Source organism: Ignavibacteria bacterium (genome assembly GCA_017303675.1).
Taxonomy (GTDB): domain Bacteria; phylum Bacteroidota; class Ignavibacteria; order Tepidaquicellales; family OLB5; genus OLB5.
This window is the reverse complement of the sequence record JAFLBX010000001.1, coordinates 840,765-867,725: the sequence shown is the minus strand read 5'-3', so window position 1 is coordinate 867,725 and position 26,961 is coordinate 840,765. Positions and strand designations below refer to the sequence as shown.

24 protein-coding genes are annotated in these 26,961 nt (G+C 37.7%); 6 read left to right on the top strand and 18 right to left on the bottom strand.

Going from position 1 to position 26,961, the window contains the following annotated elements; all coding sequences use genetic code 11:
- Positions 1 to 81: 81 nt before the first annotated feature.
- From pnp to J0M37_03915, 11 genes are all read right to left on the bottom strand, one after another.
- A complete protein-coding gene (pnp, locus tag J0M37_03965) occupies positions 82 to 2,223 on the bottom strand; it encodes a polyribonucleotide nucleotidyltransferase (GenBank protein ID MBN8584227.1) in 2,142 nt (713 codons plus the stop codon).
- A 193-nt stretch (positions 2,224 to 2,416) separates the two neighbouring features.
- Positions 2,417 to 2,686, bottom strand: a complete 270-nt coding sequence (rpsO, locus tag J0M37_03960; protein ID MBN8584226.1) for a 30S ribosomal protein S15 — start codon at positions 2,684 to 2,686, stop codon at positions 2,417 to 2,419.
- Positions 2,687 to 2,711: 25 nt separating this feature from the next.
- Positions 2,712 to 3,668: a bifunctional riboflavin kinase/FAD synthetase gene (locus tag J0M37_03955; protein ID MBN8584225.1), complete on the bottom strand. Its 957-nt coding sequence runs from the start codon at positions 3,666 to 3,668 to the stop codon at positions 2,712 to 2,714.
- 6 nt (positions 3,669 to 3,674) lie between these two features.
- Positions 3,675 to 4,421: a tRNA pseudouridine(55) synthase TruB gene (truB, locus tag J0M37_03950; protein MBN8584224.1), complete on the bottom strand. Its 747-nt coding sequence runs from the start codon at positions 4,419 to 4,421 to the stop codon at positions 3,675 to 3,677.
- Between the two features lie 5 nt (positions 4,422 to 4,426).
- Positions 4,427 to 4,810, bottom strand: coding sequence for a 30S ribosome-binding factor RbfA (rbfA, locus tag J0M37_03945; protein ID MBN8584223.1), 384 nt, complete (start codon positions 4,808 to 4,810; stop codon positions 4,427 to 4,429).
- A gap of 35 nt (positions 4,811 to 4,845) precedes the next feature.
- Positions 4,846 to 5,088, bottom strand: a complete 243-nt coding sequence (locus tag J0M37_03940) for a DUF2442 domain-containing protein (GenBank protein ID MBN8584222.1) — start codon at positions 5,086 to 5,088, stop codon at positions 4,846 to 4,848.
- Between the two features lie 21 nt (positions 5,089 to 5,109).
- A complete protein-coding gene (locus tag J0M37_03935) occupies positions 5,110 to 5,412 on the bottom strand; it encodes a DUF4160 domain-containing protein (GenBank protein ID MBN8584221.1) in 303 nt (100 codons plus the stop codon).
- Between the two features lie 8 nt (positions 5,413 to 5,420).
- The gene (infB, locus tag J0M37_03930) at positions 5,421 to 8,360 is read right to left on the bottom strand and encodes a translation initiation factor IF-2 (protein ID MBN8584220.1); all 2,940 of its coding nucleotides are present in this window, start codon (positions 8,358 to 8,360) and stop codon (positions 5,421 to 5,423) included.
- Between the two features lie 92 nt (positions 8,361 to 8,452).
- Positions 8,453 to 9,733, bottom strand: a complete 1,281-nt coding sequence (nusA, locus tag J0M37_03925) for a transcription termination factor NusA (protein MBN8584219.1) — start codon at positions 9,731 to 9,733, stop codon at positions 8,453 to 8,455.
- Between the two features lie 261 nt (positions 9,734 to 9,994).
- Positions 9,995 to 10,321: a hypothetical protein gene (locus J0M37_03920; GenBank protein MBN8584218.1), complete on the bottom strand. Its 327-nt coding sequence runs from the start codon at positions 10,319 to 10,321 to the stop codon at positions 9,995 to 9,997.
- 202 nt (positions 10,322 to 10,523) lie between these two features.
- Positions 10,524 to 12,017 carry a hypothetical protein gene (locus J0M37_03915; protein ID MBN8584217.1) on the bottom strand — a complete coding sequence of 498 codons (1,494 nt, stop codon included), beginning with the start codon at positions 12,015 to 12,017 and terminating at the stop codon, positions 10,524 to 10,526.
- A 191-nt stretch (positions 12,018 to 12,208) separates the two neighbouring features.
- On the opposite strand from J0M37_03915, the gene J0M37_03910 reads away from it, so the two are divergent.
- From J0M37_03910 to J0M37_03895, 4 genes are all read left to right on the top strand, one after another.
- Positions 12,209 to 12,571 carry a hypothetical protein gene (locus J0M37_03910; protein ID MBN8584216.1) on the top strand — a complete coding sequence of 121 codons (363 nt, stop codon included), beginning with the start codon at positions 12,209 to 12,211 and terminating at the stop codon, positions 12,569 to 12,571.
- A 131-nt stretch (positions 12,572 to 12,702) separates the two neighbouring features.
- Positions 12,703 to 13,914, top strand: coding sequence for a T9SS type A sorting domain-containing protein (locus tag J0M37_03905; protein MBN8584215.1), 1,212 nt, complete (start codon positions 12,703 to 12,705; stop codon positions 13,912 to 13,914).
- A gap of 12 nt (positions 13,915 to 13,926) precedes the next feature.
- The gene (locus J0M37_03900; GenBank protein MBN8584214.1) at positions 13,927 to 15,108 is read left to right on the top strand and encodes an exo-alpha-sialidase; all 1,182 of its coding nucleotides are present in this window, start codon (positions 13,927 to 13,929) and stop codon (positions 15,106 to 15,108) included.
- 25 nt (positions 15,109 to 15,133) lie between these two features.
- Entirely contained in the window at positions 15,134 to 16,624 is a 1,491-nt protein-coding gene (locus tag J0M37_03895; GenBank protein ID MBN8584213.1) for a hypothetical protein, read from the top strand.
- Between the two features lie 50 nt (positions 16,625 to 16,674).
- Here J0M37_03895 and J0M37_03890 read toward each other — a convergent pair whose 3' ends face one another.
- Positions 16,675 to 17,583, bottom strand: coding sequence for a DMT family transporter (locus J0M37_03890; protein MBN8584212.1), 909 nt, complete (start codon positions 17,581 to 17,583; stop codon positions 16,675 to 16,677).
- 138 nt (positions 17,584 to 17,721) lie between these two features.
- Entirely contained in the window at positions 17,722 to 18,114 is a 393-nt protein-coding gene (locus tag J0M37_03885) for a hypothetical protein (GenBank protein MBN8584211.1), read from the bottom strand.
- 172 nt (positions 18,115 to 18,286) lie between these two features.
- Between J0M37_03885 and J0M37_03880 the strand changes: the two genes are divergently transcribed.
- Complete coding sequence (locus J0M37_03880) at positions 18,287 to 19,744, top strand: hypothetical protein (GenBank protein ID MBN8584210.1); 1,458 nt, start codon at positions 18,287 to 18,289, stop codon at positions 19,742 to 19,744.
- A 77-nt stretch (positions 19,745 to 19,821) separates the two neighbouring features.
- Here J0M37_03880 and J0M37_03875 read toward each other — a convergent pair whose 3' ends face one another.
- The 4 genes from J0M37_03875 to J0M37_03860 all read right to left on the bottom strand — a co-directional run bounded on the left by J0M37_03875 (position 19,822) and on the right by J0M37_03860 (position 23,993).
- Positions 19,822 to 19,998, bottom strand: a complete 177-nt coding sequence (locus J0M37_03875; protein MBN8584209.1) for a FeoB-associated Cys-rich membrane protein — start codon at positions 19,996 to 19,998, stop codon at positions 19,822 to 19,824.
- 12 nt (positions 19,999 to 20,010) lie between these two features.
- Positions 20,011 to 21,633 carry a T9SS type A sorting domain-containing protein gene (locus J0M37_03870; protein MBN8584208.1) on the bottom strand — a complete coding sequence of 541 codons (1,623 nt, stop codon included), beginning with the start codon at positions 21,631 to 21,633 and terminating at the stop codon, positions 20,011 to 20,013.
- A gap of 137 nt (positions 21,634 to 21,770) precedes the next feature.
- A complete protein-coding gene (locus J0M37_03865; protein MBN8584207.1) occupies positions 21,771 to 23,561 on the bottom strand; it encodes a T9SS type A sorting domain-containing protein in 1,791 nt (596 codons plus the stop codon).
- A 108-nt stretch (positions 23,562 to 23,669) separates the two neighbouring features.
- Positions 23,670 to 23,993: a fibronectin type III domain-containing protein gene (locus J0M37_03860; GenBank protein MBN8584206.1), complete on the bottom strand. Its 324-nt coding sequence runs from the start codon at positions 23,991 to 23,993 to the stop codon at positions 23,670 to 23,672.
- 268 nt (positions 23,994 to 24,261) lie between these two features.
- Between J0M37_03860 and J0M37_03855 the strand changes: the two genes are divergently transcribed.
- Complete coding sequence (locus J0M37_03855; GenBank protein ID MBN8584205.1) at positions 24,262 to 25,695, top strand: hypothetical protein; 1,434 nt, start codon at positions 24,262 to 24,264, stop codon at positions 25,693 to 25,695.
- Positions 25,696 to 25,700: 5 nt separating this feature from the next.
- On the opposite strand, the gene J0M37_03850 is transcribed toward J0M37_03855, so the two are convergent.
- A complete protein-coding gene (locus J0M37_03850; protein ID MBN8584204.1) occupies positions 25,701 to 26,927 on the bottom strand; it encodes a T9SS type A sorting domain-containing protein in 1,227 nt (408 codons plus the stop codon).
- Positions 26,928 to 26,961 lie beyond the last annotated feature (34 nt).

Sequence of the window (26,961 nt, the reverse complement as noted above, 5' to 3'; positions counted from 1 at the left end):
TATTAAATAAAAAGCCTGCTCAATTTCAGATTGAACAGGCTTTTGTGAATTACTATTTGTAATTTTTAACTGCTATTTGTATTAAGCCGGTTTTTCTTCCGTCTTAACTTCTTCGGGATTACCCTTAGCGGCTTTTTCTTCATCTTCCATTACAGCCTTGTGGCTAAGTGATACCTTTCCGGTCTTGCTGTCAATTTCAAGTACCTTTACGGTTATCATATCGCCGCGTTTTAATACGTCCTCAACTTTGGCGACACGCTTTTTATCTATCTGTGATATATGCAGCAGGCCTTCTTTGCCTGGAAGTATTTCCACAAAAGCGCCGAAATCGGTTGTCTTAACAACTTTGCCGTTGTAGGTCTTGCCTTTTTCGGGTACTTCTGTGATCTTGGCTATCATGGATTGTGCTATACGTGCTGAATCACCTGATACAGCAGCAATTACCACTGTTCCGTCATCATCAATATTAATTTCAGCACCTGACATTTCTATAATATGCCTGATATTTTTTCCGCCGGGTCCGATAACTGCACCTATCATATCAACAGGTACTGTCATTGTGTAAAGATGCGGAGCGTAATCTGATATCTTAGCTCTTGGTTCTGCAATAGCTTCCTTCATTATACCAAGTATATGCATTCTGCCTTCTTTAGCCTGAGCCAATGCAGTTTCCATAATTTCAAATGATACGCCTTTAATCTTTATATCCATCTGCAGGCCGGTAATGCCTTCTGATGTACCGCATACCTTGAAATCCATATCACCAAGGAAATCTTCGTTGCCAAGGATATCACTTAACACGGCAACTCTCTCGCCTTCTTTTATCAGACCCATTGCAATACCTGCAACAGGGCGTTTTATCTGAACGCCGCCATCCATCAGCGCCAGCGTGCCTGCGCACACAGTTGCCATTGATGATGAACCGTTCGATTCAAGTATATCGCTTACAATACGGATAGTATACGGAAAGTCTTCCTCAGCAGGCAGCATTCCTTCAAGTGATCTTTCTGCCAAATGCCCGTGACCGATCTCACGCCTTCCTGTTGAACCGTATCTGCCGGTTTCACCGGTTGAAAACGGCGGGAAGTTATAATGAAGCATGAAACGCTTCTTATCTTCCGGCATTAAGCCGTCTATGATCTGCTGGTCGCTTGCAGTGCCAAGTGTCATTGATGTTAAGCTTTGTGTTTCTCCGCGGGTAAATAAAGCAGAGCCGTGATTACGCGGAAGATATCCAACTTCACAGGTTATCGGCCTGATCTCAGTCGTTTTTCTGCCGTCAAGCCTTCTGCCTTCAGTAAGTATCATCTCTCTCATATCGTAATACTGGATATCATCAAAATGCTTAGCAATGATCTTTTCCTGTTCGGGGAATTTTTCCTTCAGGCTTTCTTCTATTGATTCATAAAGCTCTTTATACTTCTGGCTTCTTTCATCCTTGGTAACATCGCTTCTGTGAATTTCAGAAATTACTTTTGCGGCAAGCTCTTTAACTGAGCTTTTAAGCTCCTGGTCATACTCAATCGGCTTAACTTCACGTTTGGCAACATTGCGTTCTGCTGCAAATTCAGACTGCATTGCGCAGATCTTCTTTATGTTTTCATGCGCAAATTTAATTGCTCCAAGTATATCGGCTTCGCTCAGCTCTTTTGCATCACCTTCAACCATTACAATTGAATCAGCCGTTCCGCCGATGACCATATCCATATCGCTCTCTTTAAGCTGTGAGTGCGTGGGGTTTACAATATACTCACCGTTAACTCTGCCTACTCTAACTTCGCCCATCGGACCTTCAAAGGGAAGGTTTGAAACCATCAGTGCAGCAGATGCGCCGACTGCAGCAATAACATCAGCGTCGTTTTCCTGGTCACTTGAATAAACCGTGCAGATAACCTGCACTTCGCACATAAATTCCTCGGGGAAAAGCGGCCTTATTGGCCTGTCAATAAGCCTTGCTGTCAATATTTCCTTTTCGCTCGGCCTTGCTTCGCGCTTAAAAAATCCGCCGGGAATTTTACCTACTGCTGCGGTTTTTTCACGGAACTCAACCTGCAGCGGAAAGTAATCCATTCCTTCTTTCGGCTCATCAGCCCCTACTACTGTACAAAGTACAACTGTATCGCCGTACCTTGCAAGTACAGATCCGCTAGCCTGTTTTGCAAGCTTTCCTGTTTCAAGTCTCAGCGTTCTTCCGCCAAGATCCATTTCTTTTACTGTTACCATCTTTGTTTTTTATTTCTCCTTAAATTAATTAAGGGCTGTTATTTTTTTAAAGGAGTTATTCTGCGTTCACATAACCAACTGATTATGCTAAAAAGCAGGATGGCGAAATGCCTGCCGTGTTTATACGCGATAGGTATTTCGTCGCCCTGTTTAACAGAATAACCTCTTTTGTTTATAACAGCCCTGCCTGAAATTATTTTCTTATATTTAACTCTTTAATTATAGCCCTGTACCTGGTTATATCTTTATTTTCAAGATACTTTAAAAGCCTTCTTCTTTTACCAACCATTTTCAAAAGTCCAAGCCTTGAATGGTTGTCTTTTTTCTTGGTGTTAAAATGGCTTTCTGTAAGCGTGTTTATTCTTGTTGTTAAAATAGCGATCTGTACTTCGGTTTTGCCTGAATCTTTAGCGCTTGAACCGTACTTGGATACTATTTCCTGTTTTGCTTCTTTGGTTAACATCTTTACTTTTGTCTCCTTAAATTATTTATTGTTTAATTTTATTTTTTCTGAACTCATTTATGTATCTAAGTGAATCTTCTTTATCTTTATCTATCTGCGCTATTAACTCCTCTTTGCCTGAGAATTTTTTATCATCTCTTAAGCGGGTCAAAAAGCTTATAGTGATTTTATCACCGTAAACATTGCTGCTGAAATCGAATATATGAACTTCAAGCGCGCGCTTTATTCCTTCGCTTAAAGTAGGCCTGTAACCGTGGTACATCATGCCGAAATATTCTCTTCCGTTATGGATAACCCTTACGCAGTATATGCCTTCACGGGGCATTACCTTGTTTTCTTTTACGGGTTTCAGATTAACTGTCGGGTAACCTATAGTTCTTCCGACCTTATCGCCTTCTACTACAATTCCGTCAAATCCATATTCATACCCAAGAAGCCTGTTGGCTTCTTCAATGTTGCCTTCTGCCAGCGCATGCCGTATACGGGTAGAACTTACCGGCCTGCCTTCAACATCAATTTCTTCAACTCTGTGCGTTTCAAATCCAAACTCATTGCCAAGCTCTTTTAATGTCTCAAAGCTGCCTTCCCTGTTCCTGCCGAAAAGATGGTCATATCCAATAACAAGATCGCTCAAGCCAATGCCGCCGGCTATATATTTTTCATAAAACTCACGGGCATTGGTTTTTGAAAATTCTTCAGTGAACTCTATCACAAGAACATTTTCTATACCCGCAGCCTCAAACAGCCTTAGCTTTTCATCAATTGCCGTAAGCAGCTTTATATCAGGCGTTTTATTTTTAAGTACTTCCTGCGGATGCGGCTCGAATGTAACTATAAAAGAACGAAGGCCTTTTTCTCCGGAAAGCGCAATCACTTTATTTATTACCTGCCTGTGCGCCAGGTGAAGCCCGTCATAAGTACCTATTGTTACCGCAGATCTTTTATCAAAAGGAACTTCCTTTAAATCTCTGTATACGTTCATCAATGTTCAGCGTTCGGTGTTTCTGTTAATAAAATCATCTACATTCATTGCTTCTTTAATATCAAATTCACCTATTTTGGTTCTTCTTAATTCCTTTAGATATGCGCCGGTTCCCAGCTTATCGCCCAGGTCGCTTACAAGTGACCTTATATAAGTACCCTTGGAGCATACAACCCTGAAAGTTACTTCGTTACCGGTAATAAGCCCTGTTTCAAACTCTTTTACATTTACAATTTTCGGGGCTCTTTCAAGCTCAATGCCTTTTCTTGCCATCTTATATAACGGCTTACCTTTGTGTTTAACGGCAGAATACATTGGCGGCACCTGTTCGATCTCGCCGGTAAGCTCTTTAACTGAAGCTTCAAGAATTTCAGGGGTTAAAAAGCTGATATCATTTTTTTCAAAAACCTCAGTTTCGCTATCAAAGCTTTTTGTCCTCTCGCCCAGCACAATAACGCCTTCATATTCCTTATCGCATCCCAAAAGCATGTTCAGCATTTTTGTTCTTTTGCCTGTACAGATGATCATCAGGCCTGTGGCTTTGGGATCAAGTGTGCCTGAATGCCCGGCTTTATTCACATCAAGGAATTTTTTTACAATGTTTACAAGCCTCGCGCTTGTATATTCCTTTGGCTTATCAAAAAGAACGGTAATACCTTCTTTACCGGCTTTTTCACTTCGCTGCTGCCAGCCCAGCTGCCAGAAATCATCACCTATTACATCAATACTCTTAACATCCGTATCCGGAGCCATCAAAACTATTCTTTTCCTTTATCATTGCTCTCAGCCGGCAGATCCTGTTCATCCTTATGGATCTCTTTTATTATCTCATCGATCCTGCTGGCATATTCCATGTTATCATCAAAATAAAAATCTATTTCAGGCACAAACTTCAAATGCATACTTGAACCTAAATGCATCCTTATCTGTTTTTTCCTGTTATTTATCTTTTCCAGGCAAACCTCTGCGGGCTCCTTATTGCCGATAAAGCTGACATATGCCCTGGCATTTTTAAGATCCCTGCTAATTCTTACACGTGTTACAGTCACCAACCCAAGTTTTAGCTCAGCAAGATCCCTGGTTAAAATATTGGCAAGCTGATGCTTAATTTCTTCCGCTACTTTTTCTGTTCTTATTGACATAACTAGTTTCCAAACAAGTTCAAAATATCTTCCTCTTAAGAAATCTTTCCCTCATATAAATCCCAAATTGGGAAACACATTTCGTAATCACCCCAAACCAAATCTCCATATTTAATAGAATAATCCTGAAATAAAGATTTTTTCAAGAATTTTTTTGTCATGGGATTTAAAGAGTTCTTTAAAAAATCACCGAAATCCACAGTTTTACTTTTGCCATCATTAAACAGCAATTTTAATTTATAATCTTTTATATAAATTGCCGATTTTATTTCTAATATTTCTTCTTTAAAAGCCACTGTTTATATTACTTTTGTTATTCTTTTGGGTTTTATTGGTTTATTATAGACAAAATAATCCACCCACTTTTTTACAATATCTGAAGAATATTTATTAACCAGTTTCTTGAATGCTGTCAATTTTGATACAGGTAATTGTTTTCTTCCTTTAACTCTTTTGAAAATTATCTTAACGATACTCCCGTCTACTACAATTATTTCTGCCCGGCATTCGGACCCCTGGTAATTTCCGTGAACATGTATTGGAGTATGCTCGTTTGAATAGAACAAAACTACAATTCCCAAATATTCATATAGCTTTGGCAATTATTAACCTACTTCTGCTCCAGCTTCCTTTTTGTTTCCACAATTGTGTATGATTCAACTATATCACCAACTTTGATATCATTGAAATTTTCAAGGCTCATACCGCACTCAAAGCCCTGTTCAACTTCTCTTACATCATCTTTAAATCTTTTCAAAGCGTTAATATGGCCGTCAAATACAACGAAGCCGTCACGCAGCAGCCTTACTTTATTATTCCTTACAACCTTGCCGTCAACAACATAACAGCCGGCCACTGTGCCTATCTTAGGCACTTTAAATGTTTCGCGAACTTCAACGGTTGCAAGTACCTCTTCTGTTTTTTCCGGTTCAAGCAGACCCTCAAGAGCAAGCTTGATCTCGTTAATTACATCGTAAATAATATTATGCAGCCTTATATCAACTTTTTCTGCCTCGGCAAGCTTTCTTGCTTTCAAATTAGGTCTTACGTTAAAGCCAACTATTATCGCGCTTGATGCTGCTGCAAGCAGAACGTCGTATTCAGTAATTTCACCGATCGCTTTATGAATAATGCTTACTTTTACTTCGCTTGTTCCAAGCTTCAGCAGTGAATCAGAAAGTGCTTCAACCGAACCGTCAACATCACCTTTAATGATAACATTAAGGTCAACCTGCTTGCCTTCCTTGATCTGTTTGGAAATATCGTCAAGCGTTATGAATCTCACCTGGCGGAAATCCTGTTCACGTTTAAGCTGCTGTCTCTTTAATGCAATTTCCCTTGCTTCGCGTTCACTATCCATTGATACCAATACATCGCCCGCCTGGGGCATACCGTCAAAGCCGAGAACCTGTACAGGTGTTGCCGGCTTAGCTTCATTAACTTTGTGGCCGCGTTCATCATACATTGCTTTAACTCTTCCGTTGTAATTTCCGGCTACAAATGAATCACCCAGCCTTAAAGTACCTTTTTGAACGAGTACAGTTGCCGTAATACCTTTGCCTTTATCAAGCTTGGCTTCAACTATCGCGCCACGGGCATTCCTGTCAGGGTTTGCCTTCAGGTCAAGCACTTCGGCTTCAACCAGGATCTTTTCGAGAAGCTGGTCAACATTAGTACCCTGTTTTGCGGAAATTTCAACTGACTGGTATTTGCCGCCCCATTCTTCGACCAGCACACCTTTTTCTGAAAGCTGTGTTTTGATCTTAGTCGGGTCCGCGTTCGGCTTATCTATTTTATTTATCGCCACCACTATCGGCACATTTGCCGCAAGCGCATGGTTAATAGCTTCTATTGTTTGAGGCATTACGCTGTCATCAGCAGCTACTACAAGAACAACAATATCTGTAATCTGCGCGCCGCGCGCTCTCATAGCGGTAAACGCTTCGTGACCCGGCGTATCAAGGAATGATATCAGCCTTCCGTCTTCAAGTTTTACCTGGTAAGCACCGATATGCTGGGTTATTCCGCCTGCTTCGCCGGCTACAACACTGGCTTTGCGGATGTAATCTAGCAATGATGTTTTTCCATGATCAACATGACCCATAATTGTAACCACCGGGGGCCTGTGAATAAGCTTTGTTTCATCATCAACAATATCTGCAAGAGCGTCAACTTCGTATTCTTTCTGGAATTCAATTTTGAATCCAAATTCATCAGCAAGCAGGGTAATAAGATCTTTATCAAGCCTTTGGTTAATAGTAACCATCATTCCCAGCTCAAAACATTTCTGTATAAGCTGGCTTACTTCAATACCCATAAGTGTCGCAAGCTCTGATGTGGAAGCAAATTCAGTAACCTGAATTATATTAGCTCTAGCAAGTACTTCTTCGGCTTCTTTCTGCTCCTGTTCAAGTCTTTCCTTCTTTTTCTTTTTCCTAAGCTGCTGTCTAGCTGTAGCAGAACCTGACTCATCCATCTTAGCCATGGTTTCGCGGATCGCTTCTTCGATTTCCGCTGTAACCTCTTCATCTGCTAATTTCTTTTTCTTCTTTGCCTCAGCTCCGTCCTGGTATTTCTGTTTCTTTGATTTTAGATTCTTGTCAAAGTCACGTTTTTTCGCAAGTGCATCAGCATTTTCAGTTGCCGGCTTTACAACTCCTTTATCATCTTTTTTCTTTTCATCTTCACGTGAAGTGAAAGGCTTTTTGAATCCCGGCTTTTGTCCGGGCGCCGGCTTTTTATTTTTACGGAAATCATCCTTTATTGTTACACGTTCAAATGTTCCGCCGGTCTTTCTGCCCTGGTAACCGCCCGGTTTTTTATACCCGGTTGATTGCGACCCCTGGCCGGTTCCCGTACCTGTACCTGTGCCTTTGCCTTTATATCCGCCGCCGTCTTTTCTGCCATGGCGGTCGTCATGCCTTTTAGTCTTAAACTCACCCGGCTTTTGTGTAAAGGGTTTTTTATCTGCCGGCTTAACGGCTTCTTTAGTCTCTTCAGGTTTTTTCACCTGCGGCAATTCTGCCGGCTTTACTGCTTCTGTTTTTACCGGTTCTTCTTTTTTCGGCTTTAACGCTTCAAGCTCGGCAAGCCTCTTTTCTTCAGCTTCCTTCTGCTTTTGTCTTTCAATTTCAGCCTCTTTTTCCTTTATAAGCCTGCGCTTTTCTTCAAGGTCTTTCTGAAGCTGTGATTCTCTTTCAACTTTTACTTTATCTTCTGCTTCTTTAAGCTTCTGCTTTTCTTCTTCTTCCTTAAGCTTCTTTTCCTTTTCCTTGCGGACCTCATCTTCAATTTCGGCAATTTCTATGCCTTTATGCTTTTTCTTGAACTCAACGAGCTTCTGTTTATGCTTTTCAGCTTCTTCGAGATCACTTTTAAAATGCCCTAACACTTTCTGGTAAGCACTTTCATCAACTTTAGACATAACTCCGCCTACCTCGACACCTATACGCTTCAGGTATTCAAGTATTTCTCCGGACTGCCTGTTTACTTCCTTGGCAATCTTTGATATCTGTATTCCTTTTGAACCTTTATTTGTTGTTTCGGGCATTAAATTTATTTTTACCTTACTTTATTAATTTCGCTTAGCGTTGAATCAGTTTTACTGCTTTAGCCCGCCTGTTAAAGCCTGCGGGACCCCGTTTATTTCTTTTCCTCTTCTGCTACTTCTTCGCCGCCCTCTTCTTCTTCACCTTCTTCTTCGTCGTCGTCTCCATCATCATCTGAATCATCATCGTCATCATCTGAATCTTTCATATCCTTTGGCAGCTTGGGAATGTTTTCATCCTCATTTTCAGCTGAATCTTCAGCTTCCTCCAGTTCTTCGTTTTCAGCTTCTTCAGCCTGAAGCTCAAGCTCGCGCTCAAGAGCTTCTTCAATATCTTTCGGCCTGCCGCTGTTGCGCTCTACATCAATTTCATATTCCGTCAGCTTGCTTGCAAGCTTAATGTTCTGGCCGTTCTTGCCGATTATCAGCGAGATCTGGTCTTCATCAGCTACGATCTTTGCTACTTTATTGGCTTTATCAAGATATATATCCTTAAGCTTGGCCGGGGCAAGAGCTCTTGCAATATACAGTCCAATATCATCGCTGTAATTAATTACATCAATATTCTCATTGGCAAGCTCACGCACTATGGAGTGTATCCTGATGCCCTTCATACCAACACATGCGCCAACTGCGTCTATCCTGTCATCGTAAGAATAAACCGCTACCTTGGCTCTTTCACCCGGTTCACGCGCTACTCCTTTTATCTCTATCACACCGTCATAAATTTCGGGGATTTCAAGCTCAAATAATTTCTTTAAGAAATCATCAGCGGAGCGCGATACTATGATTGAAGGCGGTCCCGAAGACTTCTTAGATACTTCCTTAACGTATACTCTTATTGATTCGCCTTTTTTGTACCGCTCGCGGGCGATCTGTTCACCTTTAGGGAACTGTATTTCATGCCCGTTGTGGATAAGCAGAATGCTGTGAGGCTTTATCTGGTAGATCTCTCCGACAATAATTTCACCGACAAGATCTTTATAGTCGTTATAAATAATTTCCTTCTCTACTTCACGGATCTTCTGGTTCAGGTTCTGCTTCAGGTTCACAATATGTCTTCTTCCGAAGGAAACATAATCAAGTACTTCGGTGTAATCATCACCAACTTCAAGCTCTTCGCCTGAACGCTCATTTGCCTCTTCGACCGTAATCTCTGTTTCAGGATCGGTAACTGTTTCAACAACAGCCTTTGAAACATACATTTCAATATCGCCTTTATCCATATTCACAATTACGTCGTAGTTTGCATTCTGCCCGTACTTTTTCTTTATCATCATCCCGAACACTTCCTTGATTATACTTTCAAGCAGGTCCCTGTCGATTTTTTTATCCTTCACCATTTGTGAAAAGGATTCAACTATCTCAGATTTCATTTCTTAAGCCTCATATGTATATATATTTTTATTTAATTTTTAATCAGAATTTAAGTCCCTTGAAAAAAGCAGGGCTATAGAACAAAAAAGACGCTTTTAGGAGCGCCATTTTCAATTCATAAACATTAATTATCTCACAAATATAGCAGTTTTTTAGGTTGGAAGCAAGGTAATGAACGGTAAATTGTGTACTAATGATAGCCTGGAAGAGATTTAAATTAACAAACTGTTAAATAGTTATTTAGCTGTTAGTGTTTTCTTTCATTTTTTTAGCATTTTCATTCTTCTGTTGTTGCAATGGCACAATGACCGGGTTTTACGTTTTGTCCAGTATGCGGTGGCAATACCTGCTGCTGAAGAAAACAGCAGGATAACCAGGATATTTACTGCAGGTGAGCTAAAGCCGGCTGAATAAATAACTTTTTCTGCTTTTAATATCTGAATTTCCTGTTTAAGGGATTCTATTTCACGGTCTTTTGGGCTTGAATATACATGTGAATTTTCTGCGCTTTGTAAGCTTATTGCCAAAAGACAAATTAAGAAAATTGCTGTTAAAATTGTTATACTGATCGGTCTGGTTTCTTTCATGCTGCAATATTAATATATAGTATTTACGCACTCAATAATAATATTGCTTAAACAGTTGTAGTTGATTTAACTACATTTATACCGCTCAAAATTACTAATGCCAGCTATGCTTTAGTTTATCTTTATCTTCTTCGTGTTTTAATATTGCAATTATACCGCCTAAGTATCGGTAACATTGTTCTTTAGATGTAAAAGCTAGGTTTTAATTTGTTTTTAATTCATTAATTTTTCTCAGAAACCATTTCTTGTTATCGATATTAAGATTAACAAGTTTTTTTTCGTAAGTTAATATTCTGGTTTTATCTTCTGATTCCCATAATTTAAATAATGTGTCTATTACACCCGCAAATATTTTGGTCTTTTCTATATAATGTTCTATCCATTCTTTTTTCGCCCAGTTACCATAATTTAAGAAATGTTTATAAGAATCGTAAGCAAAACTAAACCCTTCAAAGTCTTTCAGTTCATAAAAGTTCATAAGAGAAAATTTTTTAAGAATATTTTTCAGCATTGCTGACTTAAATTTGATCGTATTTATTAACGATAATGACTTCCCGAACTCTGACTTCAAAAAAAACGTCATCGCTTCTGCAAAAATATGAGTAGCTTCTCTGTCATCGTCCACAATATAATCTTTATAGCTTTTGATATATTCTTCAAGTTCATCAGGTCTGTTTTCATCCAAAAAAAGAAACATCCAGGGTATGAACTGAATACTGTTTAGTTGATTATTTCGCTCCGGCACCAGATTGTTTGCATGTCTGAAATGATGATAACTATAGAATTCGCTCTTTTTATCAACCGAGGAGTCCTTAAGTGAAGATAGAATATTAAGTAAATAAGTATCCAAATCTTTTAAATAATTATATGGCATGTTTTGATAATTATTCAAAAAGTAATTTTTAAATTCAAAAAAATACCTGGACTCATTTAAATTAGTATTAGCTTTATGAGCCAGAAAATAACCCTTAATTAACTTTGTTTTAAATTCTGAACGGTTACCTAATTCTTTTATAACAGTCTCAATAGCATCATCGGAAATATTTTTTAGAATAATACCGGCTGTATTGCCGGTAATCTCTTTACCTTTATCATTATACGAGCTTACTAACGCTAAATAATAAACATTAATTAAATGAATTAAAATACCCGTTACAAAATTATCTGTCATGCAATTAATTTCTTCATTAAAATATTCCTGCTGATCATTAAAAGATGAATCCCAAAGTTTTGTTTCATAAATCTTTGTTAAGCTGCCGTAAAATTCATCAAAGTTTGTATTTGTAAAGTCAGAAACATCATCTCTGAAATTTTTATTAAGTAATGATTCTTTTTTAAGGCAAACATTTCTTAAATTTCTTTTATTCAACGAAGCATAAAGATGCTCAAATTGCAGCAGTTCTTTTAAGCTATACTCTTTTTGTGTAATATATTCTTCAGCAAGTTTGGTCAGGTCATGTATAAGGTTTTTCATAACCCCATAGTTAAATTCTTTATCCGGGTATATTTTTGACCATAACGTTTCCTTTTCTAAGCTGTTATCCGTAAAATCCGGCGCATACTTCATTGTTTCAGTGAATAATTTAATTACAGTCTTTTTTTTATTGAAGAAAGGAGAGATCAAAAAATCGCTGAATTCGGCAATTTCTTGTTTTGTGAGGCTCTTAATGATCTCTAAAGCATTACTTTTCAGCATAAATTGAGATGAAAGAATTATTAAGAAATGTTCTTTTTTTTGCTGTTTTTAATACATTTTAGAATTTTCCTGAGATGAATTCAGGATTAATTTCTCTTTGTTCAACTTAAAGCAGGTGAATATATTTGTAACAGTTCAGAATAGGAAAATATATTAAAACTAAATTAATAAAAAATAAACTAACAAACAAAATGAAAACAATATCAAAAATCGCACTTTTCACAGCTTTTTTGTTTTTTGCTTGCTTTTCAACAAATGCTCAAAGCACAAATAATTCATCTGCGGGCAGCCCGGGATTTGCATTATTTCAGGCAAATTCAAATAATGAATGCATTAATATCAAATTCAATTTGAATGATGACTGTTACGCTATTCTATATGCAATCAATCTACAAACCGGCGCAAAAACAATGTTGGTTGATGGTGATATATCAAAAGGTTTACACGGTGTCATGTTTAAAACAGGAAAAGAGAGCGCAAAATTTGATTGTACGCTTGAGGCCTTTGATAATAATGGTAATATTATGCATAGTTCTAAAATCAATATTCAATAAATAAATTGATAATTAACAACATTAATAACTATATTTGCATTCACGCGTTTAGAGGGATAGCTCCGCAGCAATGCTGCGGGGTTATCCCTGTTTTATTTTATAAAAAACCAAACTTAAGGAGAAAATAAATAATGAAAACAACTTTAACAATTTTCACGCTAATCATTTTGAATTTAAGCCTGCTTTCGCAATGGCAGTTAACGGCCGGTACGGGCACTGCATATGGAAACACTCTTTATTGTGTAGGAGATACTGTATTTGCAGGCACAGATTTTGGAGCGTATAAAACTACGAATAACGGTAATACATGGATAACAATTAACAATGGATTTAATACTTACCGCAAAATTTACGATTTTACATATTCAGAAGGAAAATTGTGGAGCGGTAATGATGGCAGCGGATTATATTTTTCATTAAATCACGGCGAGAATTGGATCAGGGAGTATAGCGCTTCTTTTACAAGAGTTTACTCTGTTGCTGCGTCCAATCAATATGTATTGGCATCAAATGGCACTTATGTGTATTATACAACCAATCTAGGTGCAAACTGGATAATTATGGATGGTGGAACCGAGCCTTGGGGCGAAGGCGGTATAGCAATAGATAACAATTATGTATATGCGGCAGACTTTGAGGGAATTTATGTTTCTTTTTTAGGCGGAACATCATGGACAAGAATTAATGGAAACTTAACGGGAAATTCCAAAGATGTTGACGAAATAAGGTTTGCGAATAACAAGCTGTATATCGCTACCAAAGGCGGTGTTTGGTCTTCCAGTAACAATGGTACAACCTGGGAGAACTTAAATCCTTCGTGGACCAATACCAGTTTGTGGGCTTTATCGGTGATTAAATCAAATATTTTTGTTGCTACCAATAGTAGCAAGATTTATTTATCAACAAATGACGGGACTAACTGGTCAGATGTTTCGATAGGTTTACCTGCAAACATTGGTATTGATGAAATTGTATGTAACAGTACTCATGCATTTGCTATGGTTTACCAAACCGGCGCAGTTTACCGCAGACCACTTTCCGAGCTAATCGGTATTCAGCCAATATCAACCGAGATTCCAAAACAATTTTCACTTTCACAGAACTACCCAAACCCCTTTAACCCAGTTACAAATATTAATTTTGATGTTAAAGAAAAGGGATTGGTTAAGCTGGCAGTATTTAATTCTATCGGGCAGGAAATTGCAGTAATTGTGAACCAGGAATTATCACCCGGCACATATAAAGCTGACTGGAACGGGACAAATTCCCCAAGCGGAGTGTATTATTATAAAATAACCGCAGGTGATTTTTCGGAAACTAAGAAAATGATATTGGTAAAATAGTGGGGGCAAAATTTGAAAAAAATAATTTTATTAACAGTTTTAGGTTTATCCGTTTTATATGCTCAAACAACTACGGAATTTAAATTAAATGAAAATGATTTTCCTGTACGTCAAGATGCCTATGGGCATAACCCATGTAGAATAGTTGGTAATGTAAATGATTTACATGTTATTTGGACTGGTGTCAAAGAAAAATTTGGGTCAAAGGAAAGCCATGAAATATTCTATGCGAATTCTAAAGATGAAGGTTTGAGTTGGGAAAAGCCTATAATGATTACAAATGACAAGTATTATTCAAATAATCCAGCAATTTGTGTTTCTGGTTCAACAATCCATGTGGTATGGGAAGACGAAAGAACAACAACTGAAAGATTTAAGAATGGTACTTTGGAAGTTTTTTATACTCGTTCAACAGATAACGGGGTAAACTGGGAAACTGAAATTAAATTATCAAATAGTAGTAGTGGAGCGACTGATTTAGAACCATTTGTTATAGCGGTAGATGAAATTATTCACGTTGCTTGGGTTGACTATCGAGATGGTAATTTCGAAATTTATTATAAAAAATCCAATAATAATGGAATAAGTTGGGGCTCTGAGACAAGATTAACAAACAATGGGGCTGCTTCACATAGTCCAATATTATCCGCTTACAATAGTAATATTTATTTAACCTGGTATGATTTCCGTAACGAGCATTGCGAAATTTATTTCAAAAAATCCTCAGACAATGGGAATACATGGGGATCAGATATTAAAATAAGTAATAGTGATTATTCGTGGACATACTCTTCAGTTATTACCAGCAATAATAACAATGTATTTATTGCATGGAATCAATATAAAAACAAAAAGTCGGGAATTTATTTGAAAAGATCTACAAACTATGGCGAGAGTTGGAGTGCTGACATAAAAATTTCCAACAATACAGGAGTAACTTCAACACCTACAATTAGCCACAATAACGATATTATTTTTTTAGCATGGGTAGAAGAAGAAGATTTTAAGAGACAATTAAAACTTGCAAGATCTTTAGATGACGGTCAAACTTGGGAGCAAGCAGCTCAAATTACCAATTGGGAAGGACATTCATTTGAACCTTCAATATGTTTTTCAGCTTCTTCGTTACATATGGTTTGGTTGTATAGCGGTTTTAAACCTGATCCTGGTTTATATTATAAAAAAATATATTGATTTAAACTGTGAATATAAAAATTTTATGAAAAATGTAATTTTATCATTAATGATTTGTTTTGTTTTTTTAACTTGCTCTAAACAAGATACAAATCAAAAAAATACTGATAATTCTTCATCAATCGGAATAAAAATTGACCCGGTCTTCTTTAACCCAATTGAAACTGATGGTATAACGATTGATGGTCATTTCCCGAAAATATCCGGTTTAAAAAACAAAGAATTTGAAGATAAATTAAACAGTATTTTTACCCGAAATGTAAATGACTTTATTTACAGCAGCGCAGAGGGAATGGTTAATTCAGCTCTTTCGTTTGAAATTCTGACCCTAAATGATAGTATCCTCTCGTTGAGCCAGGAATCCTCTGGAATGGTTGATGGCACAGGCACCTCGGCTGGAATTCGCTTAGAGGTTGTTACTGTTAACGCTGATCTGAAAAATGGACGAATCCTTAATAATGAAGACCTTAATGTAAAACAAGTGGGGCTTTCGAATTTCAAAAAAATTGTTACCAGTTATTTCAGAAACATTTGCGGTTATGGTGATATGTTCTGGGAAGATTACATTTCCAATCCAAAATCAAACGACGATTTGATGAAACTGCAGTTTGGAATTAAAGATGGCAATTTAGTTGAAATGGAATTTGGTACCCCGTGTTCGTTTGCTTCCAGGGGAATATATTTAATTCCACTTGCTAAAATAGGTCCGGAGTTTCAAATTCAGCCGGGATCACCTAATATACTACTAAATAGTGAAGATACCGCAAAAATAATTTCAGAAATAACAGATGGTATGTTAAACAAAATGGAAGGGCAGTTTCTGCCAAAAGATGGAAAATGCGATAGCTTGGTTAGCTGTAATTTTGAATTTATTGATCTGGATTATGATAACTACCCGGAGGTAATAAGAAGATACTATGGCAGTAAAAAATGTTTTGGACCCGGTAAAAGCGAAACAGTAATTTTAAAGAAAAGTCAAAGCGGGAAATGGAATGAATTATATAAAGAGGCAAATAACGAATTTTCAAATTTTTTAGGTTCTTTTAATAATGGATTAAGAGATATGATGATTACTCGGGATACTATTGTTACTCTTTTTAGATGGAACGGCAATAAATATGAAGAATTTCCAATTACAAAAACAAATTTCAATTTTACAGAAACACAAAGTAGTATCAATAAAAAGGAGGCCGTCAGGCAAGTAACCGAGTGGATTGAAAATCTGGGCAAAAGAGATTTTAGATCAGCATATGAAAAAATGTCGCCTTCAATACGGGATGATTTTGAATCTTTTTCCTCAACTAAAAAATACGGAGGAATAACAGGCACCAAAGTATATGATGAAGATATTTACAGCTATAAAATTTCTGATTGTATTTTTGAAGTAACCGTAACTTATGATTCATTTGATCCTTCCAATAGTAACGGAAAATTTACTGACAAGTTCGGTATTAATAATTGCAAAGGCAACTGGGAGATAACTTCTATAAAACGATTGTATAAACAGAAACTATAGCAAAACCAAGAAATTTTTTATCTCCTAACAAAAATCATTGTACCCCCACCCTAATGCCAGCTATGCTTTAGTTTATCTTTATCTTCTTCGTGTTTTAATATTGCAATTATGCCGCCTAAGCTTACTATCACAATTCCTATTATAGTAAGCAGATCAGGAACATGTCCAAAAAGCCACCAGTCCATTAAGCCAACATATATAACTACAAAATAATTGAACGGGCTTAACTTAGATGCTTCTGTGTGCCTGTAAGAATATTGCTGCATATTCAGGTATGCAACCAGAAACACGCCTCCGGCAAGAGAGTACAGCCAGCCCTCTAATGGCGGATTTGACCAGTAGATTATACCCAACGGCAGAGAAAGAATCATTGCAGATAGAGAGAAATAGAAAAGAATTGTCTTAAATCCGTCTGACCGGGTAATTATCCTCATTGCGACATAACTTACCGCAAGCAGAACACCGGATGCCAGCCCGATAAGATCTCCCGTCTTAAAAACATTTTCATCGGGTTTAATTATCAGGATGATGCCTATAAACCCGATAACAATGCCAAGCCATATTCGTTTTTCTACAACATCTTTTAGCCATATTAACCCGATAATAGGAATGAATATTGGCGCTGTGTTTTGAAGCAAAGAAGCGTCAACCATCGGAATTTCCGTCATAGCTGCCGCAAACAGCAGAAACGAAATAACCCCGGCTGAACCCCTGAGAATTTCCAAAGGATAATTTGCAGGCTTAATATTCCGGAATTTTTCTTTAGCGCTTAAAACTAATGCAAATGTAAATGCGGCTGAATATTGCATAAATACTATCCACCCAAGCTGCGCCCCGGTTTTACCGGCAAGCTTTACACACACTGCCACCAGTGAAAGAAAAAATAATCCTGTTAAAGCAGAAACTATTCCTTTTGCTATTGATTGCTCTGTCTTTTTTTCAGCGGGTATAATTGACATTTAATATAAAAATTTACGCAAGATAAATCATTGGAGGTTAAGAAAAAATCCATCAGGAAAAAACCCGGAATAATATATTAAATAAAAATGCCGCTGTTAATAAGCGGCATAAAAATAATCGAAAAAAATATATTCAGCTTACCTGATCTGTATCTTTACTGTTCCGGAAGCAAGCTTGTAATCAAAGCAGTCATATACATAGAAAGTATAAGAACCCTGTTTGTAAAATGTAATTTTTTTCCAGAACCATGTCCAGCTTTTTTCGGTATCTACATATATCGTGTTATCGTAATCACCATTTCTGTAAATTTCCATTCTTACAGAACGGCATTCAAGTGAGTACGGAAGCCTTACCAGCGCATACAAATATCCGCCGCTTGAAGAAATATTGAATACTGATGATTCTGTTATAGGGTAACCGCTGTCATCAACACCTTCACAGAAATATAAAGTCTGCGCTTCAGCCTCCGAAGCAAATGCCATCATAATTATTCCAAACAGGAGCAGGAATAAAGCTTTTTTTGATCTCATTAAATTTTTCCTTTCAACTATTGTTTGTAATTGCTCAAAATTACATTTTTCCATTTAATCTGCCAATGAGAAATTTTTGATTTTGTGAATTGATTTTTACGCTCAATTAGCATAAAATTGCAATAATTTAAATAAATCGAAGATATTTGCATATTAACAGTGAGTTAAAAATATGAATAAATTTGCGGTAACAGGTATATTAAGAACTTTTAGTAAACAGGAACTCAAAGAGTTCGATAAAGTGGTACGCTCACCGTATTTTGGCGGAAGCGCTTACATAAATAAATTCTGGCGTGAGCTCAGGAAATACTATCCCGAATTTAAAGAAGATAAAGTTGAAAGGGAAAAGTTATTTAAAAAAATTTACCCCGGGAAAAAATATGATGATACGGTAATTAGAAAGATCGCATCGCTGCTTCATAAAATGGCAGAGCAGTATATTGGTTTAAAAAGAGCAAATACAGATACTGCATGGTTCATTGAGCTGTTCGCTGCAGTATCTCTCAGAGAGCGCAGGCTGAACAGGTTGTTTGAGTTAAAAGCAGGAGAGCTTGAAAAAAGGTTTGATGACTTATCGGTATATGACTTTCAGCGGCTGCTTGAAAGGCATATACTGCAGATTCAGTGGATGAACTACGCTACCGATAACAATAACTCACATAAGAACTTTGAGTACCGCATGACATATTATTGCTACGGGATAATATATTTTTTATCAATATTAATGCAGGAAACTGCCCGGACATGGGTTGAAAAAAATATTTACAATAACTCCGCAAAGTTCAATATTGCTGAAGAAATGCTGAGCCATATAGATCTTAATTCATTTGCGGCAGTACTTGAAAAACAAAATTTCAGCTACATGCCTACTTTTGAGGTCAACCGCCTGATGATGAATATGTACCGCGCTGAAGAAGGGCATGTTCATTTTTTTAATTACCGTGACTTTCTTTTTGCAAAGGGCGCAGATATGCCCCGGAGGGTTTGTTATTTCTATTTCATTTTTCTTATCAATTACTGCCTGAAGCACAGCCAAAGCAATGAATATGATTTTACTTCAGAGCTCAGCAATGTTATAGAAAAAGCTGATGAGTTCGGGATAATTCTCGACCCGCAGCTGAAAATTATCATTCCGGCGAATTTTCTTGTGGGTATGGAGGCGCATATAGACGCAAATCAATTTGCAAGAGCAGAAAAGTTCTTCAAAAAATATTCAGGTGAGCTTAAAGGAGAGTATTCGGAAGATACCATTAACTATACCCACGCAAGCCTTGAGCTTGCCAGGGGAAATTACCGCTCAGCCCTTGAGTTTATATATAAACATGATCCATTCCTGGTATACAATAAAGTGAATTTCAGGATCCTGAAGCTTATTGCGCTGTATGAGCTGAATCTCTGGGAAGAATTCGGACTGCTGGTGGATTCAACCCGGCAGTTTGTAAGGTCAACAGATCTTATAAGCAATGTTTTCAGGCAAAGAGCCCTCGATTTTCTGAATGCTGCAAACAGGCTGTTTGAAGCGCGTGAGAAGAACTCAGGGAACGTTGTTAATATTTATGAATCAGTTAATGGCAATGAAGATCTGATCCAGCGGAAATGGCTGCTGAAGAAATGTTCTGAAATATTATAAAATCAACCCGCAATTTAAATTCCGGGTTGATTTGTTAATGAGAGCTTCAGTTCATTTTAAACTCTTATTCAAAGCTATCAGAAAATTGAACTGATAACTGAATAGATAACAAGCACTGCAATAAGCAAAAATACAGCACCAATTATTATAGCAGTTGAAAGAAATGTATTTTTAGCCTGCCTTTCAAATCTTTTGCTGTCTTTATTGAACTGTTCTGACCTGTAATAATCTGAAAGCTTATCAAAGTATCCCATAGAAGTATTTAATTATTTTAATAAGATCATTTTTTTGGTATCTGAAAAATCTTTTGTAACCAGCCTGTAAAAATAAACCCCTGATGTCATAGAAGACGCATCAAGATCTACATTATAAATTCCCGCCTGCAGCTCTTCATTAACAAGCGTTTTTACTTCCCTGCCGGTTATATCATACAGCTTCAGTGAAACAAAAACCTTTGATGCTATTTGCAGTTTTATATTTGTGACCGGGTTAAAGGGGTTATGGTAATTCTGCTCAAGCCTGAACCTTTGAGGGATCTCATTTGAAAGCTGTGTGATCCCGTTGACCTGTGAATATTTTATTGTAAGTATGTTCTGGTTTGGCGAGCTGTTATATCCTGCTACATAAACATTTCCCGCTGCGTCAAGTCCAATGGAATATGTTTCATCGGCATTAGATCCGTCATACCGGGCTACCCACTGCTCAATACCGGCGCTGTTATATTTTACGGTCAGGGCATCGCGGTTAGTACCGCTTTCCTGACTGTTCCCTGTAACATATACATTGCCCTGGTTATCCGCTATTACATCATACCCGTAATCATCACGGTCAACCCCGTTATTATTGTAAACAGCCACCCACTGCTCAGCCCCTGATGAATTATATTTTACAGTTGCAAAATCGTTGTATGAACTGTTGATGCGTGTTCTGCCCGTTACATATACATTGCCCGCATTATCAATGTTCAGTCCCTCGGGTATATCCTGTGAAGCTCCGGGGCTGGTATATCTTGCAAGCCATTGCTGCACACCTGAGGAATTATATTTAATTGTAACATAATCTACCCCTGAAGATAAGCCCTGTGACATGCCGGTAACATAAACATTCCCCGAGGCATCAACTTTGAATCCATAAGGTATTTCATTTATCTGAGTTGTACCGTTGTAACGCACAACCCATGATGAGTCTCCGGATGAATTATACTTAATGGTCAGGAAGTCTGACCCTGTACCCTGGCCGTTACTGGTACCTGTGATATATACATTGCTTCCTTCACCTCCGATAAACAATGCCATATCATAACTGTTTATCGGCGCGCTGTATTGCTTTGCCCATTGCAGCGCACCTGATGAATTATATTTTAGTGTGATATAATTATAATTCTGGCCGCTTGTAACTTCGGTTGAGCCGCAAACATATACATTGCCCTGGTCATCACAATAAATTGCAGATGCTTCATCATCAAACTGTGCTGTGCCGGCCCATGTAACCGCCCATTGCTGAGTACCCGCTGAATTATATTTAAGGGTTACAATATCAAGATTGCTGTTGCCCTGTGATATAATTCCGCATATATAGCTGTTGCCGTTATTATCTATTGTAATATCCGCAGCGTAATCTTCAAGGTTTGCAGGACCGTTATATTCCACAGCCCACTGCTGCACTCCTGCAGCATCATATTTTATGATACCTATATTTGTATTAAAGCCCGTGCTAAGTACCTTTGCCAGCACATAAGTATTGCCCTGCGAATCTACTTTAAGCTTAAATCCTTCATCTCCGCTGTTGCCTGAACCGTTGTATACTTTTACCCACTCCTGGTATTGCGAAAACAAACACGAACTGCCGGTCGTGAGAGCCAGCAGTATTAAAAAAATTTTATTGATCATAATTTTAATTAATTAACGCCCGGCTGTTTTTCAGCCGGGCTATTGGGAGCAAAATCAAACGGAGAATCAACTTTTTCACAAAGTTTCAACTGTTCAATTTACTGCTCATTTAATTTATTAAATATTAAAGTTCATTTTTATTTGATAAGCATCATTTTCTTTACATCAGTAAAGCTTTCGGTTTCAAGCTTATAAAAATATACTCCGCTTGCAAGGTTCGATGCATCGTAATCTACTTTATATGAGCCGGCAGAAAGTATTCCGTTATTAAGTACTGCTACTTCGCGGCCGGTCATATCAAACACAACCAGCTTAACGTTCCCTGACTGCGGAATTGAAAAATTAATATTTGTTACCGGGTTAAACGGATTCGGATAGTTCTGGCTTAAAGAAAATTTATCGGGAATATTGCTGCCTATAGGTTCTATACCTGTAAAAAGCTGTTCGCCGTTATAGTATGCGTTTGAGGGCCCAAAACCTGCGTAACCGAATACAGCATATTTTGTTGAACCGCTCTTAAATATTGCGCATACCGGGGCAACAACACCTGATGCCTGGTTACTGTTCCTTTTATAGTATGAAAACGGCAAACCGCCCGGTATCGTACCCTGCTTAACGCTTACTGAATCACCGTCATCAGTTACATAACCGGCAATTACATACTGTCCGCCTGAAGTCAATGAATCACTGCCGCAAATTGTATAATCAGCTATCTGCGCTGTATTAGGAGCAAGAAGCTGATCAATTACCCAGGTACCGCCTCCATCGGATGAATAGTGATATCTTGGATTACGGTTTCTTGTGCATGTAACCATAACTTTTTTTGGAACACCTGCGCTTTGCTGAACGATTGTGATCGCAGGCTTTTCATATTTTATACCTGATGTAGCGCTTGTAATATAGAATATCCTGTTGCTGGTGCTCGGAGCATCGGGCGTAACTATCATTCTCAGTTCATATTCAGTTGTGCTAATTCTTCTTTCAACTGCTATGTAAATTGAATCAGTGCCTGTTTCCACTGAAAATGCAGAGCTTGGATAGTAATCGTTATAAGTTGTGTTTATCAGCGCGCTTGAATGAGTTGAACCCCAGTTCGTTGTCCTGAAATGCCTGATACCCACCTGTGTGCCGGCATTAGTACATTCCCTGACAACAGCGTGCATATATGTTGCTGAAGTATAATACATACCATCGCTGCATGCTGTAACATATTCATATTTATTTCCGCCGGCAGGATTTCCTGCGGGATAAACAATACCGCCAATTCCGTTCCTTTTTACATTAAGCATATACAGAGAAGCGTTATCACCATTGGATGATGAGCTGAAGGTAAAGTATACCAGGATCCTTGTGGAATCAAGCACACCATTTGTCCGTGATTCTACAAGCGCAGAAATATTATGGATATATCCGCTGCCTGCATTATAGTTAATTGCACCGGCCCATGTTGCACCGCCATTTGATGACATATATATTGAAAACTGTCCCGGGGTACCTACTCTGTTTACAACATAATACATCCAGCCGTCTTCTCCCTGCTGAAGGTCAAGCTGTTTATAGCCTCCGGCAGATGCTATGCCTCCGCTGTGTACAAGAACGTCAGTTGTATACCATTCAGGGTTGAAAGGCGGATTATTGAAGCTTGAAGTTATAACTGATGTTTGCGTTAAGCCGTAAATATCTTCCGGGCGTTCCGCGCCAAGATAGCTGTCTGCTTCTGAATTGAGCTGCATTTTCTGCTCTTCGCCCATTTCTTCCCTGAAATTATTCAGCCTGTTCAGAAGTTCTGCGGGCAGTTTTTCCTGCCCAACTGAAGGTTCTGTTTCATCGCTGCCTTTGCCCCAGCTGTTCGGCACTGTTTGCTGTGCAAAAACTGACTGGATAAATATCACAGTAGTTAGAATCAAAAACGTTTTGATCTGTTTCATTTTGGTCTCTCCTTTTATTTTTAAATTCCCCCAAATACTTTTTATTAACTGAACTATCCGTTCATTGCATCTCTTGGACTTATCATAAATTTTATATTATATTTAATTTCAAATTTCTTTAACTGCTGTAACGCTCCAGGGACCTTGCCTGGTGGAATTTACTGCTGCAACCCTGAACGAATACTTCCTTTTGCTTTTCAGGCCTTTAATAGTATATTTGGGTTCGTTGGTTATATCAGCTACTTTCCATAAACTTTTCAGCTTTGCACCGCTTTTTTTATCTGTATTAATTTTTTTGGTCCTTGGATATTTAATATCCCTGTACTGTATCACGTAAAGCTCCGCTTCCTTCAGGGAATCCCAGCTTAAGTTCAATTCACCCGCCTCATCACCTTTAGCAACATAAATATTATCAATCACCATACTTTTCATTTTTTTTGATCAGCAAAAAAATTAATTGTTCAAAATTACATCCGCAGGTGATGCGGTTCAACTAATGTTTTTAAAATTTGTTTCCGGGTTTCACAAGTTAAAATGAAAAATACTGTTGATTAAATCTGTTTTTTGATTATATTACGTTGTTTTTATTTTTTGGATTGTTAGTAAATTTCTGTATCGGAATAAAATTTAGATTTGTTTAAAATTTCTGCATAAAGATTCCGGTTAGTTTTACTGTAAGTATATTGTTTTAAATAATGTTATGAAAAACAGCAGCCTCATTTTATTACTGAAAAATTTCGATAAACAGCAGCTTAAGGAGTTTAACAATTTTGTAAAATCTCCTTACTTTAATTCAAACAAGGCCATTATTTCTTTGTTCGAATACATAAGGAAACAACATCCTGAGTTCATTGATGAAAAGCTTGAAAAACAGTTTGTTCACAAAAAGCTGTTTGGCAAAACAAAATACAGCGATGGTTTCTTCAGGGTGTTGATGTCTAACCTGCAGGATCTTGCTGAGGAATATTTATCATTAAAAGGATTTCAGAAAGAAAAGCTGCTGAAAAAGAAATTCCTGCTCGATCAGCTTATGAATAATCCGGGCAACACAAAGCTGGCAGAAAGAGTACTAAGGGAAGGCCTAAAGGAAGCTGATAACATTATACCGGAAGGTCCTGATGACTACCTTGAAAAATACCATATGGCATTTTACAGGAAATATATTTACAGCACAAGCTTTACTGCAAGCAAGGATAAAATGCCTTCTGAACATCTGTATGATGAACAGAAATTCCTTACTTATTATTTTTTGCTTAGAATGCTTGCTGACCATTTTTACCATTTAAACCAGAGCCAGATAATCAATTACACTCCAAAGCTGATATTCCTGGATGAGATCATTTTATTTCTTCAGAAAAACCCGGAATACCTGGAATATCCCACACTAAACCTGGCTTACCTCAGGGTACTTCTGCTGAAAAACAATAACATCGATGACCTTTACAGGCTGAAGAATGCGTTTTATTCTTCTTTTAAGGAGCTTGGACATAAAGATTGTTATAATATTATTTCCATTATCATAAATTTCTGTCATAAAAACTATTTTTTAACAGAGGATCAAAAATTTCTTGATGAAAAGCTGGAGATACTTTTGTTCGGACTAAAAAACGGGATTACTTCATTTGATAAGGATGATTACTTCGATACCAACAGGTACAATAATCTGTTCAGCACTTTTATTGAGTTCGGCAGAATTGATGATGCTGAAAAATTCATAAATGAATACGGTCCAAAGCTTGAACCTGAAGAGCAGAACTTTTGGATCAATTTTTCAGCAGCGGAATTAAAATGCAAAAGGGGTGAGTTTGATGAAGCGCTGAAACACCTGGCAATGATAAGGAATGTAAAAGTTGTATCATATAAGCTGAACCTGAAAGCGCTGCAGCTTAGGGTATATTATGATGCCGGGCTTATTGAGCAGGCGCTGGCGGCAGCTGATTCATTCCGCCATTTTTTACAAAAGGAAAACCTTATGAACCCTGTGTACAATGAGCAGTACAGGAATTTCCTGCATTATTACAATAAGCTGGCTAAGTTAAATTCAGGCAAAAGATCTGCTGATGAAATTAAAAACAGCCTAAAGCAGGTAAAAAACATTGTTCATAAAAAATGGCTTTTGGAAAGGATGGTGTAAAGAATTTATTTAACTAAAACCATCTTCTTTGTAACAACATTCTTATCCGTTACTATTTTATAGAAATATACACCTGATGCTAACCCTTCTGCATTAAAAACTATTTTGTGATTGCCTTTCTCATAAACATTATCAACCAGTTTTGCAACAAGTTTACCGCTTAAATCATATACATTTAACTTAACACTCCCTCTTTCGGGCATGCTGAACTTTATTGTTGTTTTTGGATTAAACGGGTTAGGGTAATTTTGAAACAGTTCAAATTTCTTAGGTATAACCTCAAAATCACCGCCGCCATCAGTAGTTTTGTAAATTAATCCTTCAGTTCCCACAGCCCATCCGGTATTACCGTTAACAAAACATGTTCCCCATATCAGCTGGTTAACATTCTGGTAACCCCAGTCATCACCTCCGTTTGTGGTTTTTAAGATACCTGCAAATCCCGAAATCCACCCTGTTTTATCATTAATAAACTTAACTGATGTTAAAGACCTGGTCCTATTCTGCTCGATCCAGCCACTGCCACCGTTTGTACTTTTTAACACCGCGCCGTCTATTCCAACTGCCCAGCCGGTGTTTTCATTTGCAAAATAAACTGACTGAAGCTGAACGGTTTCCGGAATAAATGTATCAATCCAGTTAACTCCGCCATTTGTGGTTTTTAATATAGCGCCCTGTGTTGCATTGGAATTACAGCCTGTTGCCCAAGCAGTTTGTTCATTCAAAAAATATATCGACGAGACATAATGCCCTACATATGTATTCATCCATATATCCCCCCCGTTTGTGGTTTTCAAAATTCTCCATCCGTCAGTGTTTCCGCAGTTTATAAGCCAGCCGGTGTTTTCATTAAAAAAACGAAGTCCGGCAGAATAAAAGGCGGTTAAATCAAACAATTGTACGTTCCAGTTTATGCCACCGTCAGTGGTTTTATAGGAAATGCTTATATAATCATACCTGCCTGAAACCCAGCCTGTGTTTTCATTTATGAAATATATTGAGCCAATAAAATGCAGCGATGAAAAATTACTGCTTTTCCATATTAATCCTGCGTTTTCTGTTTTCATAAATGTACCGTCTGCGCCCGAGATCCATCCGGTATTATTATTCAGAAAAAAAACGTCCTCCAGGCGCTCAGTAGCATTTGAGTATTGCCTTTTCCAGCCTTCAGCGGAAATTAATGAAGATGTAATGATAAAAATGATAGAAATGAATGTAAGAATCTTAATCATATGTAAAGTTTTATATAAACAAATATAATTAAGA